This window comes from Pseudomonas onubensis, assembly GCF_965653655.1.
Classification (GTDB): domain Bacteria; phylum Pseudomonadota; class Gammaproteobacteria; order Pseudomonadales; family Pseudomonadaceae; genus Aquipseudomonas.
In genome coordinates this window covers 16,474-29,316 of the sequence record NZ_CBFHAZ010000078.1, presented here as the reverse complement: position 1 = coordinate 29,316, position 12,843 = coordinate 16,474, and the positions used below count along the sequence as shown (strand labels likewise).

17 protein-coding genes are annotated in these 12,843 nt (G+C 60.9%); 5 read left to right on the top strand and 12 right to left on the bottom strand.

The window, feature by feature from the left end:
- Positions 1 to 99: 99 nt before the first annotated feature.
- Positions 100 to 717 carry a PAQR family membrane homeostasis protein TrhA gene (gene trhA, locus ACTD9P_RS21695; protein WP_200430421.1) on the bottom strand — a complete coding sequence of 206 codons (618 nt, stop codon included), beginning with the start codon at positions 715 to 717 and terminating at the stop codon, positions 100 to 102.
- Between the two features lie 186 nt (positions 718 to 903).
- Between trhA and ACTD9P_RS21690 the strand changes: the two genes are divergently transcribed.
- The 3 genes from ACTD9P_RS21690 to ACTD9P_RS21680 are packed head-to-tail and all read left to right on the top strand — an operon-like array spanning position 904 to position 2,970.
- Positions 904 to 1,470, top strand: coding sequence for a chromate transporter (locus tag ACTD9P_RS21690; protein ID WP_219269826.1), 567 nt, complete (start codon positions 904 to 906; stop codon positions 1,468 to 1,470).
- Positions 1,470 to 2,012 carry a chromate transporter gene (locus ACTD9P_RS21685; RefSeq protein WP_138813485.1) on the top strand — a complete coding sequence of 181 codons (543 nt, stop codon included), beginning with the start codon at positions 1,470 to 1,472 and terminating at the stop codon, positions 2,010 to 2,012. Before ACTD9P_RS21690 ends, ACTD9P_RS21685 begins: the two co-directional genes overlap by 1 nt.
- 37 nt (positions 2,013 to 2,049) lie before the next feature.
- Positions 2,050 to 2,970, top strand: coding sequence for a LysR family transcriptional regulator (locus tag ACTD9P_RS21680; protein WP_138813484.1), 921 nt, complete (start codon positions 2,050 to 2,052; stop codon positions 2,968 to 2,970).
- 123 nt (positions 2,971 to 3,093) lie between these two features.
- Here the strand turns inward: ACTD9P_RS21680 and madM are convergent, their stop codons facing one another.
- The 11 genes from madM to ACTD9P_RS21625 all read right to left on the bottom strand — a co-directional run bounded on the left by madM (position 3,094) and on the right by ACTD9P_RS21625 (position 11,643).
- Positions 3,094 to 3,858, bottom strand: coding sequence for a malonate transporter subunit MadM (madM, locus tag ACTD9P_RS21675; protein WP_138813483.1), 765 nt, complete (start codon positions 3,856 to 3,858; stop codon positions 3,094 to 3,096).
- A 1-nt stretch (position 3,859) separates the two neighbouring features.
- Positions 3,860 to 4,264 (bottom strand): malonate transporter subunit MadL, encoded by a 405-nt coding sequence (madL, locus tag ACTD9P_RS21670; RefSeq protein WP_138813482.1) that lies wholly within the window; start codon positions 4,262 to 4,264, stop codon positions 3,860 to 3,862.
- 67 nt (positions 4,265 to 4,331) lie between these two features.
- Positions 4,332 to 5,231: a malonate decarboxylase subunit epsilon gene (gene mdcH / locus ACTD9P_RS21665; protein ID WP_438869305.1), complete on the bottom strand. Its 900-nt coding sequence runs from the start codon at positions 5,229 to 5,231 to the stop codon at positions 4,332 to 4,334.
- Positions 5,228 to 5,824, bottom strand: a complete 597-nt coding sequence (locus ACTD9P_RS21660) for a malonate decarboxylase holo-ACP synthase (RefSeq protein ID WP_438869304.1) — start codon at positions 5,822 to 5,824, stop codon at positions 5,228 to 5,230. The genes mdcH and ACTD9P_RS21660 overlap by 4 nt, the downstream gene beginning before the upstream one ends.
- The gene (gene mdcE, locus ACTD9P_RS21655; RefSeq protein ID WP_438869303.1) at positions 5,818 to 6,588 is read right to left on the bottom strand and encodes a biotin-independent malonate decarboxylase subunit gamma; all 771 of its coding nucleotides are present in this window, start codon (positions 6,586 to 6,588) and stop codon (positions 5,818 to 5,820) included. The genes ACTD9P_RS21660 and mdcE overlap by 7 nt, the downstream gene beginning before the upstream one ends.
- The gene (locus ACTD9P_RS21650; RefSeq protein ID WP_438869301.1) at positions 6,585 to 7,427 is read right to left on the bottom strand and encodes a biotin-independent malonate decarboxylase subunit beta; all 843 of its coding nucleotides are present in this window, start codon (positions 7,425 to 7,427) and stop codon (positions 6,585 to 6,587) included. Before ACTD9P_RS21650 ends, mdcE begins: the two co-directional genes overlap by 4 nt.
- A complete protein-coding gene (locus ACTD9P_RS21645) occupies positions 7,420 to 7,719 on the bottom strand; it encodes a malonate decarboxylase subunit delta (protein WP_438869300.1) in 300 nt (99 codons plus the stop codon). Before ACTD9P_RS21645 ends, ACTD9P_RS21650 begins: the two co-directional genes overlap by 8 nt.
- Positions 7,719 to 8,552 (bottom strand): triphosphoribosyl-dephospho-CoA synthase, encoded by an 834-nt coding sequence (locus ACTD9P_RS21640; RefSeq protein WP_438869299.1) that lies wholly within the window; start codon positions 8,550 to 8,552, stop codon positions 7,719 to 7,721. The genes ACTD9P_RS21645 and ACTD9P_RS21640 overlap by 1 nt, the downstream gene beginning before the upstream one ends.
- Complete coding sequence (gene mdcA, locus ACTD9P_RS21635; RefSeq protein ID WP_438869298.1) at positions 8,553 to 10,223, bottom strand: malonate decarboxylase subunit alpha; 1,671 nt, start codon at positions 10,221 to 10,223, stop codon at positions 8,553 to 8,555.
- A gap of 298 nt (positions 10,224 to 10,521) precedes the next feature.
- The gene (locus ACTD9P_RS21630) at positions 10,522 to 10,752 is read right to left on the bottom strand and encodes a DUF6124 family protein (RefSeq protein WP_219269837.1); all 231 of its coding nucleotides are present in this window, start codon (positions 10,750 to 10,752) and stop codon (positions 10,522 to 10,524) included.
- A gap of 660 nt (positions 10,753 to 11,412) precedes the next feature.
- Positions 11,413 to 11,643 carry a DUF6124 family protein gene (locus ACTD9P_RS21625; RefSeq protein WP_438869297.1) on the bottom strand — a complete coding sequence of 77 codons (231 nt, stop codon included), beginning with the start codon at positions 11,641 to 11,643 and terminating at the stop codon, positions 11,413 to 11,415.
- Between the two features lie 506 nt (positions 11,644 to 12,149).
- Between ACTD9P_RS21625 and ACTD9P_RS21620 the strand changes: the two genes are divergently transcribed.
- Positions 12,150 to 12,428 carry a type II toxin-antitoxin system RelE/ParE family toxin gene (locus ACTD9P_RS21620; protein ID WP_305456354.1) on the top strand — a complete coding sequence of 93 codons (279 nt, stop codon included), beginning with the start codon at positions 12,150 to 12,152 and terminating at the stop codon, positions 12,426 to 12,428.
- A gap of 14 nt (positions 12,429 to 12,442) precedes the next feature.
- The gene (locus ACTD9P_RS21615; RefSeq protein WP_020301914.1) at positions 12,443 to 12,730 is read left to right on the top strand and encodes a HigA family addiction module antitoxin; all 288 of its coding nucleotides are present in this window, start codon (positions 12,443 to 12,445) and stop codon (positions 12,728 to 12,730) included.
- Positions 12,731 to 12,843 lie beyond the last annotated feature (113 nt).

Sequence of the window (12,843 nt, the reverse complement as noted above, 5' to 3'; positions counted from 1 at the left end):
GGGCTTGCTCGCGAATGCGGTGGGTCAGTTATAGATGTACTGACTGACACCCTGCATTCGCGAGCAAGCCCGCTCCCACATTTTTTACCGCGTCGCCCGTTAAAGAACGTAGTGCATGATCGCCACAAAGTGCAGCAAACTGCCGCCGATCACAAACAAATGCCAGATCCCATGGGAATGCCGCAGGCGATCCTCCAGGGCGAAAAAGATGATACCGACGGTGTACAACACCCCGCCAGAGGCCAGCCACACAAACCCCGCCGTGCCAAGCGCGGCAATCAATGGCTTGACCGCCACCAGCACAATCCAGCCCATCACCGCATAGATCACAATCGACAAAATCCGCGCCTCAGACCTTGGCTTGATCTCCTGCAAAATGCCGATCACCGCCAGCCCCCACACAATTCCGAAGAGCGTCCAGCCCCACGGCCCGCGCAGCGTCACCAGGCAAAAGGGTGTGTAGCTGCCGGCAATCAGCAGGTAGATCGAAAAGTGATCCACTTTCTGCATGATCTCTTTTCGCCGCCCCTGCACGCTGTGGTACACGGTGGACGCGCTGTACAGCACCAGCAGGGTAAAGCCATAAATCGCCACACTGACGATCTTCCAGGGGCTGCCGTCCAGGCTCGCCACCACCAACATCCACACTGCGCCGATAAAAGCGGCAACCGCCCCGGCCAAATGGCTCCAGGCGTTGAATCGTTCCCCGTGATACATGTGTCACTCACCTCGAATAACCGTTACCACATGGTTGTGCCAAGACCATTGTGACGCTACCGGCACTGTTGCAGGTAACACGCATTTCTTCATTTGCCCAAACACACACGCCGATAGATCATTCACCCAATCCTGTGGGAGCTGGCTTGCCTGATCCCACATAGAAGCGCCCTATCGGTAATCTCCATGCCCGAGCTTGAACCCACCGCGCCGCAACCCAGCCTATGGCAACTGTTTTACAACTTCGCCATGGTCGGCCTGTTTGGCTTTGGCGGCGTGATGCCCTGGGCGCGGCAGATGATGGTCGACCGCCGTCGCTGGGTCAGCGAGCAAGGCTTCAATGAGCTGCTGACCACCGGCCAGTTCTTCCCCGGCCCCAATATCGCCAACGTCGGCATCATCTACGGCCGTCGCCTGCATGGCTTGCCGGGTGCGGTTGTGACCGTGTGCGGGCTGTACCTGTTCCCTTCGATAATCACCGTGCTCGCCGGTTTTGCCTATACCCAGTGGTGGACCCACGACGTGGTGCAGCAGGTGTTCGGCGCCGTGATGCCGATTGCCACCGGGCTGATCCTCGGCACCACCCTGCGCCTGCTCAAAGCCATGCCCAGGACGGTCGCCAACTACGTGGCCTTTCTGCTGACCTTTGTGCTGATGGCGATTCTCGTGCTGCCACTGTGGATGGTCCTGCTGATCTGCATCCCCAGCTCCCTGGCACTGGGCTTTATCGACACACGCAAGGTGGCCCGCTGATGCAAGCCACGCTCCTGCACCTGATGCTCCAATGCGCACTGTGGTCGCTGATGTCGATTGGCGGCAACATGGTCGCCATCGGTGATATCCACCGCTACTCCGTCAACGACATGAACTGGGTCAGCGACGCCCAGTTCGTCGCCTTCTTCGCCCTGTCCCAGGCCCTGCCCGGCCCCAACGGCATGTTGCTGGTGTTTATCGGCCAACAAGCCGCAGGGCTGCCGGGTGCGTTGGTCGCCTTGCTGGCCAAGCTGGTGCCGTGTTCGGTGCTCACCTACGTGGGCGCCGGCTGGCTGGAAAAACACACCACCACGCCGTGGGTGCAACGGGTCAAACGCAGCCTGCTGCCGATCTCCATCGGCCTGATCCTGGCCGCCAGCTACATCCTGATGAATAGCCTGGAAAACAACACCACCAGCCTGGTGCTGACCCTGGCCAGCGCCGCCGTGGTGTATTACACGCGGCTCAACGCGATCTGGCTGATCATCCTCGGCGTGGTGCTGGGCCTGTGCAGCGCATGGCTGGGAGTGAACTGGTTTTAGGGGCACAATCGACGGCATTCGAACCCGAGCCACGGCCATGCTGATCGACGAAGAATTCACCCTCAAGAAGCTGGAAATCTTCCTGGCGTTCATGCGCACCGGCAACCTGGCCCGCGCCGCTGCCGAGCTGCAAACCAGCAACGTCAGTGTGCACCGCGCTATTCACTCGCTGGAAAATGCGCTGCGCTGCCCGTTGTTCAAACACGAAGGGCGCAACCTCACCCCGCTGGAAAGCGCCTATGTGCTGGAAGAACGCGCCCAAAAGCTGGTGGCCGATGTGGTTGACAGCGTACGCCTGACCCGCGAAGCCGCCGGGTTTTCCGCCGAGCGTTTCAAACTGGGCTCGCTGTATTCGCTGACGGTTAAAACCGTGCCGCAGTTGATCATGGGCCTGAAAATCAGGCGCAGCGAACTCAACATCGACCTGATTCTGGGTTCCAACTTCGACCTGCTCTACAAGCTCAAGAACATGGAGGTGGATGCGATTCTGATCTCCCTTGACGACCACGCCAACGACCCCGACTGCGAACAGATCGCGCTGTTTTCCGACGACATCTTCCTCGCCACACCGGCCGATTCACCCTTCGACCGCGAGCAGCAGATCGACCTGGCGGATGTGCGCGACGCTACTTTCATCACCCTCACCCAAGGCTTCGCTACCCATCAGGATGGCAACCGGGTGTTCAAGCAAGCGGGTTTCGAGCCAAAGGTGGCGATGCAGGTGAACGACATTTTCACGCTGCTGAGCATGGTCAGTTCTGGGGTGGGTTATGCGTTGCTGCCGGGAAGGATTGCGGCGGTGTATGAGAACCGCGTGAAGCTCATACCGCTGCAACCGCGGTATCGGTTGCAGCAGCATATTGGCGTGGTGTTTTTGAAGGCCAAGGAGCGTGATCCGAATTTGCTGGCGTTGCTGGCGGAATGTCGGATGTATGCCAACCGCCAGGTTTCAACCTGACAGACCGCTTTCGCGAGCACGCCCGCTCCCACACTTGACCGCGCTCTAACATGAGAATGTGGTCAAAATGTGGGAGCGGGCTTGCTCGCGAATAGGCCAGAACAATCAACCTGAATGACGGGCTTAACCGACGATCCCACGCACAATGAAGTACAACAGCGAAGGCCCCAGCAAACACCCAAGCCCGGTATGAAACGTGGCCGTCAACGCGCCATACGGCACCAAACGCCGATCCGTCGCCGCCAGCCCCGCCGTCACCCCGCTCACGGTGCCGGCCAAGCCACCAAACACCATCGCCGAACGTGGGTTATCCAGGCCCATCCAGCGCGCCGCCACGGGCGTGCCGACCATCACCAGAATCGCCTTGATCAACCCGGTGGCAATCGACAACGCCATCACATCCGAGGTCGCGCCGATCGCCGCACCGGTTACCGGGCCGACGATGTAAGTCACAGCGCCCGCACCGATGGTGGTCATGCTGATTGCATCGCGATAACCAAACGCCCAGGCCATGCTCGCGCCGACAATAAATGGCAATACGGTGCCGAGCAGCAGCGCAATCACGCCGATTAATCCGGCCTTACGGGCCTCGGTGGCTTGCACTTCAAACGCGGTGGCGACAATGGCGAAGTCACGCAGCATCGCGCCGCCCATCAAGCCGATACCGGAGAACAGCGCCATATCGGCCAAGCCTTTTTGCCCACCGGTCAGGGTGCCGCCGACCCAAGCCAGCACCAGGCCGATCACAATGGCGATTGCCGAGCCATGAATGCGCCCGAACGTCAGGCGCTTGGACAACACCACAGAAATCCACATCACCACGCCCACGAAGGCAAAGGCGGTGACCAGGCTGTTATTTTCCAACCCTTTCTGAATAAGAGGCCACATATCAGCGACCTCCCGCAGGCACAATCAGCGGCTCCTCGGCGGGCAATGGTTCGCCCTTGTGCGTGCGACTGATCAGCGCGATGGTGCACCCGCAGACCACCACGGAGCCAATCGCGGCCAGTACTGCGACCGGGCCGCCGTGCAGGGCGGTGACCACGTTTTGTTGCGCCGCCATCGCCACCACCACCGGGATGTACATCGCGCCCCAGAAGCCCACGCCCATTTCGCAATCTTTGGTCATGCCGCCGCGTTTTTGCATCCATAAGCGTGCGCAGATCAGCAGGATCATCGCGATGCCTACCCCGCCCACGTTGGATTTTACCCCGAGCAACACGCCAAGCATGTCGCCCAGGATCACGCCCGCCAGCATGCAGATCGCCAGCAATGCCACACCGTAAATAATCATGGTTGTTGTCCTCAAAGTGCTTCATCGAAATTGTTGTTTTTGTGCTTCGAAAGCCTTGGGTAGTGCATTATCGGTGGCGGCGCTCCTCCTCTTGCAGCAGGGCCTGCAAGGTGTCCAGGCGTGCGCCTTCACAGGCGATGACGCTGCCTTGCTCGAAGACACGCCGGGACAGGCCGGTGAGTACCGCGCCAGGCGGCAGCTCGATTTGCAGGCGCACACCGCGCTCGTAAGCGCTTTGCACGGTGCCGCGCCAGTCGACGATGCGGCACATGTTGAAGGCCAGGTCGTCGCGCAATTGCTCAGGGTTGTGGATCGGCCGCGCGCGGGTGCTGCTCAGGTAGGTGATGCGCGGCGCCTTGAGCGTTACAAACGCCTGCGCCAATGCCTCGGCGGGTTCGTTCAGCAGCATGCAATGGGATGGCACGCTCACGGCCAGGCGCTTGGCCACGCCGTTGCCTTTGATGCGTTGCGCGACACGCTGCATGGCTTCATCACTGCCGGCGATGACGGTCTGGTTGTCGGCATTGATGTTGGCCAGGTACACCGGGGTTTCGGGGCTGTGGATTTCGGCCAGCAACGTTTCGACTGTGGATAACTGCGGGCCGATGATGGCCGTCATGCCAAAGCCTTGTGGATAAGCGTTTTGCATCAGTTCGCCGCGCAGGCTCACCAGCCTTACCGCATCGGCAAACTCCAGCGCACCAGCGATAACGGCGGCCGGGTAGGCGCCGATGGACAGGCCCGCCACGTAATCAGGCGTGTGTTGCAACTGGCGGGCGTGGGCCACGCCGGTGATCAACAGGCACAGTTGCACGGCGCGTGTATTGGCCAAGGCTTGGGCTGAATCAAGCTGGCTTACGTCTTCGCCCAGTGCATCACTGGCTTCTTCCAGGACGTGAGCAGGCAACGCTTGGAGCATGCCCGCGCGCTGGGCACCCTGCCCCGGAAATACCAGAAGGCTGCTCATGCCACGGCCTGCCACGGGTCGAGTACCAGGTGCGCGCCGTGGGTGGTTTTAAGCAACACCCGGCGGGATTCGCCCGCCCATTCACGCAAGGCGACAGCGCCGAACGGGGTTTGCAGTTGCAGGTCGACGGCGCATTCCGTCGTGTCCAACAGCGCCAGCAGAGCGCGTGCGGCTTTGCGCTCAAGTGGCTCGGGTGTGCGCAGGATCAAATCCAGATCGCTCTTGGCATGCAGCGCCTCAATGCCGCTGGCCAGCTCGAAACCTGCACTGCCGGTGACGCCCCAGTCTTGCTGCGCCAGCACCGGGCGCAGTTGATCCAGTGCGCGCAGTGCCGGCAAATCCCGTGTCGAGACCGCACTGCGCAAGTCTTGCGGCACCACACGTCGTTGCACGGCCACGAGCGGCATCACCGCCGCAAACCGCTGCTCACGCGAGCGCCCACGCACACCGACGGCCACGTAACCCGGCTCGGCCAGGGCGCGACGCACCACCACCGGGTGACCGGCGCTGATCGCATCGTGCACCCAGGCTGGCGCGTCAGCGGGCAGATGCGCCGGGGTCATGCCCCAGAGCAAGTCGTGAGCGTTCACCATTGCTCCCGCAGCAGTTGGCGTACATGGCTTGAGGCGGCGCGATTGCTCGCACCGAGGCGCCCTTTCAGATCCGGGCTGTGGATATCTTTGATGGCGTGCAACAAGCAATCGCTGACCCGCGTCACGTCGTCCGCTGTAGGCTGTTCAATCTGGCTGACCGACAGGGTTTCCCAGAGCAAACCCAGGCCAGCATAGCTGTCAATGTCATAGGCCATGGGCGGCACGCTGGCGGCCAGGGCCTCGAGTTCTTCAACACTGCGCAAGGTCACCCGCGCCGCCGAGGCCTTGCCCATGGCGTGCACCATCACGCCAGGGTCACGCAGGGCGATCAGACGGTTGGCCTGGTAGCCGTGGGCGAGGAATGCACCGGACATGGCTTTGCCCACCAGCAGCGCAATCACCGGGTGCCCGGCCAAGCGAGCACGGGCATAGCTGTCGGCGGCGGCGGCCAGGGCCTGATGGATGCCGAGGGCTTCTTCGCGACGGCCATAGGCCTGGCTCGGCACATCGACGATAGCGATGATGGGGCGTTTGTCGCCCTTCTCGATGGCTTCGTCGACAGCCTTGGCAAGACCCCAGCCCTCCAGTAAACCGACTTCGCCGTTGCGTGCACGGGGGAAACGATTTTGCGCGTCGGTGACCACGGCAATAAAGCGCACGGCCTGTTCACCCACTACGCCGTCTGCGACTTTCAATGAGTCCGGCAACCCTTCGACCGGCGTTGCGCCAGCGCTCAATGCATTGAACCACTGCAAACCTCTCATGGGCGTTCTCCTTGATACAGGTCGCGCACCGTCGCGGGGTCTATTTGCGGCGTTGCGTCCAGTTCAGTGAGGCGCGCCAGGTAGAAATCGATCTGACGGCTGCGCTGTTGCTCGGGTAAACCTTGTTGCAGCAAGGCGCTGACAGTCTGTTGGATCTGCGCCACATCGTCCGCCACATAACGGTCGGCCAAGCCGCTGTTGAAGCGTTGCTCGCCGCCGGTAAGGCTCCAGATAAACGGCCGGTCGCGGGAGTCGTATTCTTCCAGGCCCGCTTCCTGCTCGATCACTTGCGGGCCGTTAAGGCCCAGGCGTGCTTCGCGGGTGACCACCAGGTAACTGCACAACCCGGCGGCGATGGACATGCCACCAAAACAACCAACGCTGCCCGCCACCACGCCGACGACCGGCTGATACTGGCGCAGGTCGACAATCGCCGCGTGGATGTCGGCAATCGCCGCCAGCCCGAGGTTGGCTTCCTGCAAGCGTACGCCGCCGGTTTCCAGCAGCAACACGGCACGGGTCGGGATACCTTTGCGGTTGTCTTCGGCCGCCAACTCGAGGGCACCGGCGATTTTCGCGCCGCCCACTTCACCGAGACTACCGCCCTGGAAACTGCCCTCAATGGCAGCAATCACCACCGGCAACCCGGCGATGCTGCCCTTGGCGATCACCACGCCGTCATCCGCTTGCGGCACCACGCCTTGGCGGCTGAGCCACGGCGACATCACGCGTTGGAACGGGTCGATCAGTTCGCGGTAAGTGCCGCTGTCCAGCAACGCCTTGGCCCGCTGCCGCGCACCGAGTTCGACGAAGCTGTGCTTGTTGAGCAAGTCAGTCATGGCCGATCTCCTCGAAACCCTGTTCCAGGCGCAAACGCACCACGCCGGGGGTGGCGCCGAAGTCGTGGATATCAATCTTCAAGGCCGGTGGCGTGTGTTCCTGGAAGATTCGTTCGAACAGGTGCTGCCAGCGTTGTTCGGCGCCATTCACCGAGGTCTGCACCTGAATGGTCAGCGTGCCGAGCGTGCCCGGTTCCAGCAGCACTTCCAGGTCGCCGGAGCCGACGCAACCCACCAGCGCACGGCCTTTGGGCGGCTGCCCGGCGGGGAATTCAAAGGATAAGGTTTCCATCACAACGCTCCGTCGAGGCGGTCGATAAACAGGCAGGCGGCCAACAGGTCGGCGGCGCCGCCTGGCGAGGCATTCAGGGCCAGGAGTTGCTGGTCGAGTTCATGCAATTGGCGGCGCCCGGCAAGGCTTGCGCTGCCGCCTGCATCCAGCACCGCCTGGGCGCCGTGCTGCATGGCGAGCAGGCCTTCGGTGCCGGCGCGGTAGAGCACGCAGGTGTCGGCCAGGTCGGTCATGATCGCGAGCAAGGCATCCAGGCGCGCATTTTGTTCACCGGCGTTTTGCTGGCGGCTTTTGTGCAGCTGCGGCAGGCCGCGTTGCACCACGGCCGGGAAGCCCAATTGCGCTTCTTCACGGGCACCGCGTGCGCCGTAGCGCTGCGCGACTTGCGCACCATGGCTCAGCGGTTGTGGGGCGTAGCGGTCGTTGAGCAAGGCCAGTTTGGCAGCGGTGAGCGTGACGGCGCGTGGTTGCAGGGCCGCTGCGGCGGTGAGCAAGCCGAGCGCCCAGATCGCGCCACGATGGGTATTCACGCCGTTAGTGGTGGCGAGCATGGCTTGCTCACCTTCGCGACCGATACGCCCGAGGGCTTCGCGCAAGGGCAAGCCGACTTCACCGAACTCAAGCGCCGCTTCGGCCATTTCCTTGAACATCGGCCACAACGACAGCGCCGAGGCGTGCATCAGCCCCAGGTGCAAATCGCTATGGGCGCCATTGCCGCGACGGTCTACCAGTGCGGGTTTGGGCGACAGGTCGGCCTCATCAATCAAGGCATCCACAGCCATATCCGCCAGGCGATCGGCGAGGCTCAGTTCATGCAGTTTGAGGGCGCGCATTTACCAGCTCCTGAACTTGGCGGGCGGGTTGTACAAGCCACCGGACCAGTCCACCAGGTCGGCCACGCTCTTGGCGGCCAACAGCTCGCGGGTGGCGTCGGTGCGACGAATCCCCAAGTCTTCGGGCAAGGCGATCAAGCCTTCGCGGCGCATGCGCGCAGTGTCTTTGGGGTTGTGGCGCATGCCGATGGCGGTGACGCCTGCAACGGCGGCGATCATCGCCTGGCGCTCTTCCAGCGAGCGCGCCTTATACAAGTAAGCGATGCCTTCTTCGGTAAGCAGGTGAGTCACGTCGTCGCCGTAGATCATGATCGGCGCCAGCGGCATGCCGCTTTTGCGCGCGACTTCGACGGCGTCGAGGGTTTCGACGAAGGTGGGTTTGCCACCTTCCTGGAAGGTCTCGACCATTTGCACCACGAGTTTTTTGCCGCGTTCCAGTAAAGCTTCCGGCGCGTCGTCGTGGCGCATATCGAGCCACGCTGGCGTGCCGTGGCGGCGGCCGCGTGGGTCGTGGCCCATGTTCGGCGCGCCGCCGAAACCGGCGAGACGGCCACGGGTCACGGTGCTGGAATGGCCGTCGCCGTCCACTTGCAGGGTGGCGCCGATAAACAGGTCCACCGCGTATTGGCCGGCCAGTTGGCAGAACATCCGGTTGGAGCGCATCGAGCCGTCGCGGCCGGTAAAGAACACATCCGGGCGGGCGGCGATGTAGTTCTCCATGCCGAGTTCGGTGCCGAAGCAATGCACGCTTTCCACCCAGCCGCTTTCAATCGCGGGAATCAGGGTGGGGTGCGGGTTGAGGGTCCAGTTGCGGCAGATTTTGCCCTTGAGGCCCAGGGATTCGCCGTAGGTCGGCAGGATCAACTCAATGGCGGCAGTGTTGAAACCGATGCCGTGGTTGAGCGACTGCACATTGTGTTTTTCGTAGATGCCACGGATCGCCATCATCGCCATCAGCACATGCACCGGCTTGATATGACGCGGGTCGCGGGTAAACAGCGGTTCGATGTAGAACGGCTTGTCGGCCACCACCACAAAATCCACCCAGCTGGCCGGGATGTCGACGCGGGGCAAGTCCGTGACGTCGTCCACCAACTGGTTGACCTGCACGATGACGATGCCGTCGCTGAACGCAGCGGGTTCGATCAGTGCCGGGGTGTCTTCGGTACTGGCGCCGGTGTAGATATTACCGGCGCGGTCAGCCATGAACCCGGCGGACAGCACCACGTTGGGGATCAAGTCCACCACCAGCCGTGCGTAGAGTTCGATGTAGGTGTGGATCGCGCCGATTTCCAGCAGGCCGTCTTCGAGCAACTGGCTGATGCGCAGGGATTGGGTGCCTGCAAAAGAGAAATCCAGCTTGCGCGCGATGCCCTTTTCAAACAGGTCCAGGTGCTCGGAACGCCCGACACTGGGCATGATCATGTGCAAATCATGGAGCTTGGCCGGGTCGGCCTTGGCCAGTGAGCGCGAGAGAAAATCGGCCTGCTTCTGGTTATTGCCTTCCAGCACCACACGGTCGCCGGGCAGGATCAGTGCTTCCAGCGCCTCGACGATTTTGTCACTGGGCAACACCGCCCCGTCTGCGTATTGCTTGACCAGCCCGAGGCGCCGCTGCTTCTCGTCGCGCCGCCGCGTCCAGCGCGAATCGGGGGTGATGGTTGTTGTCATGGTCGCTCCACGGGGTTTGCTGTCGTGGGCTGTACCTTAGGAGTGAAAGTGGGGGGCATCAATCAAGCCCGGCGGTGGATCGTTACGGCTGGAGTAACGGACTATCAGCAAATGCTCGATTCAAGGCAAATTAAACTCAAAATGTGGGAGCGGGCTTGCTCGCGAATACGGTGGATCAGTTATAGATGTACTGACTGACACCCTGCATTCGCGAGTAAGCCCGCTCCCACATTTGCTCAGTGGTGCTTGTTACATAGCAGTCCCAATCAGGGAACGATCGGTCCCTTTTTGGGAACGCTTAGGCAGGGCTGACTTGTTCCAGTGCTCTATCGACCAACAGCTGACTCAGCTCTGCCATTTGCTGAATCGCCAACATACTCGCACGCTGGGCCGGGTCCAGGTCGAAGGCCAAGTTGCAGGTCAGTGCGTTGAGGGAGCACAGGGTTTCGCTGGCGTTGGCCAGTAGAGCTTCGGTGTTTTGATCGGGGTTTACGGTGAAGAGGGGCGGATTAGGGGTAGGTTTGATCATGATTTACAGCTCCGATATGTGATGGAGGCTGCCCTCTTTCGCTTGCACGCGAATTAAGGTGGCAGCTGTGCGCAGGTGTGCAAGACCGGGCATATCGGACCCCGGCAGACCCCTAGGGATCTCCCGCGCACAGCCGCCATAACAAATACAGCGAGCATAAAAAACGCCCGTTGAATGGCTATGGGCGTTGGTGCGCCGATATGTAACCGGACTTGCACGTCCGTGTCACCGTTTTTCGATGACGGGACGAAGACTAGCCGCCATGACTACCCACAACAAGTTCATGCACAGCTCGAAATCTTGCAGGAAAATTCCGAAGGCTGGGCACAACGCTCATGGCAAAAACGCTTCCTGTGGCGAGCGGGCTTTCGATCGTTCCCACGCTCTGCGTGGGAATGCCGCCTGGGACGCTCCGCGTCCCGCCAGGCAGTGCAAGGCTCAAGACCAGCGCAAGGGTGACGCGGAGCGTCACGGGATGCATTCCCACGCGGAGCGTGGGAACGATCATCGCGAGGGCTTACTCGCGAATACGGTGGGTCAGTTATAGATGTACTGACTGACACCCTGCATTCGCGAGCAAGCCCGCTCCCACATTTGCTCAGTGGTGCTTGTTACATAGCAGTCCCAATCAGGGAACGATCGGTCCCTTTTTGGGAACGCTTAGGCTGGGCTAACGTGTTCCAGTGCTCTATCGACCAACAGCTGACTCAGCTCTGCCATTTGCTGAATCGCCAACATACTCGCGCGCTGGGCGGGATCCAGGTCGAAGGCCAGGTTGGAGGTCAGTGCGTTGAGGGAGCACAGGGTTTCGCTGGCGTTGGCCAGTAGGGCTTCGGTGTTTTGGTGGGGGTTTACGGTGAAGAGGGGCGGATTAGGGGTAGGTTTGATCATGATGAAGCTCCTAAACAGTTAGTAAGGAGCGCCACCGTTCGCTTGCACGCGAATGAGGGTGGCGACCGTGCGCAGGTGTGCAAGACCGGGCCTGTTTAGGACACCCAGCAGGTCCGAAGACCTCCTGCGCGCAGCCGCCATAAAGCAGCAAGCACAAAAAACGCCCGTGGTTGGCTGGGCGTTTGTACGCCTAAACAGTTTCGTCGGACTTGCACGTCCGTGTCACCGTTTTTCGATGACGGGACGAAGACTAGCCGCCATGACTACCCACAACAAGTTCATGCACAGCTCGAAATCTTGCAGGAAAGATCCGAAGGCACCCACCTAGCTTGATCATTCCGACAGACTGCCAGGAATGCTCCGACAGACTTTTCAGGTTGCTGCTCGGAACCAGCCTCTCTAGCCTTTCCCGTCCGAATCGTGCCACGGACAGACATCATGAATCCGACCGTTAAATCCGATAAAAGACCATTGCAGAGTGTGATGTATCACATCACAATCGCGCCATGATCGTCAGCTGGAAACATAAGGGGCTCAAGGCCTTCTATGAGTCCGGTTCAACCAGAGGCATTAACGCAAATCACGCAAAACGCTTGCGCCGCGTTCTGTTTATTCTGGACAAAGCCGAACACCCTGAAGCATTGGATCTGCCCGGATGGCGCTTCCATCGATTGAAAGGCGACCTCATCAACTATTGGTCCGTCAGCATAAGTGGTAACTGGCGCATCATTTTTCGAATGTTCGACGACCAAGTTGAACTGGTCGATTATCTTGACTACCACTGAGTAAAGGTATCGATATGGGTATGCACAACCCACCTCACCCAGGTGAAATCCTGCTTGAAGATGTGATCCCGGCCTTGGGTATTACCATCACCGAAATGGCACGACGCCTGGGCTTTGCCCGCGAGACATTTTCAAGGATCTTGCATGGGCATGCGCCTGTCAGCCCAGACCTTGCCGTGAGGTTGGAGCGGGCGGGTGTGAGTACCGCGCAGCTATGGTTGTCGATGCAAAGTGCCTACGATTTGTGGCAGGCCGAGCATCGGGAGCAGCCGGTGATTGAGCGGTTTGCGCGGATTGATTGAGGTCTTGAGCCGAACACATCCAGTGTGGGAGCTGGCTTGCCTGCGATGGCGGCGGGCCTGCTGTTGATGCAGTGGCTGACAAGCCGCTATCGCAGTTCAAGCCAGCTCCCACA

What these genes read in the sequence shown, in the direction of transcription:
- ACTD9P_RS21680 (WP_138813484.1), top strand. Translation starts at nt 2,050, where the DNA reads ATGCTGATCGACGAAGAATTCACCCTCAAGAAGCTGGAAATCTTCCTG.
- ACTD9P_RS21660 (WP_438869304.1), bottom strand. Translation starts at nt 5,824, where the DNA reads ATGGTGAACGCTCACGACTTGCTCTGGGGCATGACCCCGGCGCATCTG.
- ACTD9P_RS21615 (WP_020301914.1), top strand. Translation starts at nt 12,443, where the DNA reads ATGGGTATGCACAACCCACCTCACCCAGGTGAAATCCTGCTTGAAGAT.
- madM (WP_138813483.1), bottom strand. Translation starts at nt 3,858, where the DNA reads ATGTGGCCTCTTATTCAGAAAGGGTTGGAAAATAACAGCCTGGTCACC.
- ACTD9P_RS21625 (WP_438869297.1), bottom strand. Translation starts at nt 11,643, where the DNA reads ATGATCAAACCTACCCCTAATCCGCCCCTCTTCACCGTAAACCCCCAC.
- ACTD9P_RS21630 (WP_219269837.1), bottom strand. Translation starts at nt 10,752, where the DNA reads ATGATCAAACCTACCCCTAATCCGCCCCTCTTCACCGTAAACCCCGAT.
- ACTD9P_RS21645 (WP_438869300.1), bottom strand. Translation starts at nt 7,719, where the DNA reads ATGGAAACCTTATCCTTTGAATTCCCCGCCGGGCAGCCGCCCAAAGGC.
- mdcA (WP_438869298.1), bottom strand. Translation starts at nt 10,223, where the DNA reads ATGACAACAACCATCACCCCCGATTCGCGCTGGACGCGGCGGCGCGAC.
- mdcE (WP_438869303.1), bottom strand. Translation starts at nt 6,588, where the DNA reads ATGAGAGGTTTGCAGTGGTTCAATGCATTGAGCGCTGGCGCAACGCCG.
- ACTD9P_RS21620 (WP_305456354.1), top strand. Translation starts at nt 12,150, where the DNA reads ATGATCGTCAGCTGGAAACATAAGGGGCTCAAGGCCTTCTATGAGTCC.
- ACTD9P_RS21640 (WP_438869299.1), bottom strand. Translation starts at nt 8,552, where the DNA reads ATGCGCGCCCTCAAACTGCATGAACTGAGCCTCGCCGATCGCCTGGCG.
- ACTD9P_RS21650 (WP_438869301.1), bottom strand. Translation starts at nt 7,427, where the DNA reads ATGACTGACTTGCTCAACAAGCACAGCTTCGTCGAACTCGGTGCGCGG.
- trhA (WP_200430421.1), bottom strand. Translation starts at nt 717, where the DNA reads ATGTATCACGGGGAACGATTCAACGCCTGGAGCCATTTGGCCGGGGCG.
- ACTD9P_RS21690 (WP_219269826.1), top strand. Translation starts at nt 904, where the DNA reads ATGCCCGAGCTTGAACCCACCGCGCCGCAACCCAGCCTATGGCAACTG.
- ACTD9P_RS21685 (WP_138813485.1), top strand. Translation starts at nt 1,470, where the DNA reads ATGCAAGCCACGCTCCTGCACCTGATGCTCCAATGCGCACTGTGGTCG.
- mdcH (WP_438869305.1), bottom strand. Translation starts at nt 5,231, where the DNA reads ATGAGCAGCCTTCTGGTATTTCCGGGGCAGGGTGCCCAGCGCGCGGGC.
- madL (WP_138813482.1), bottom strand. Translation starts at nt 4,264, where the DNA reads ATGATTATTTACGGTGTGGCATTGCTGGCGATCTGCATGCTGGCGGGC.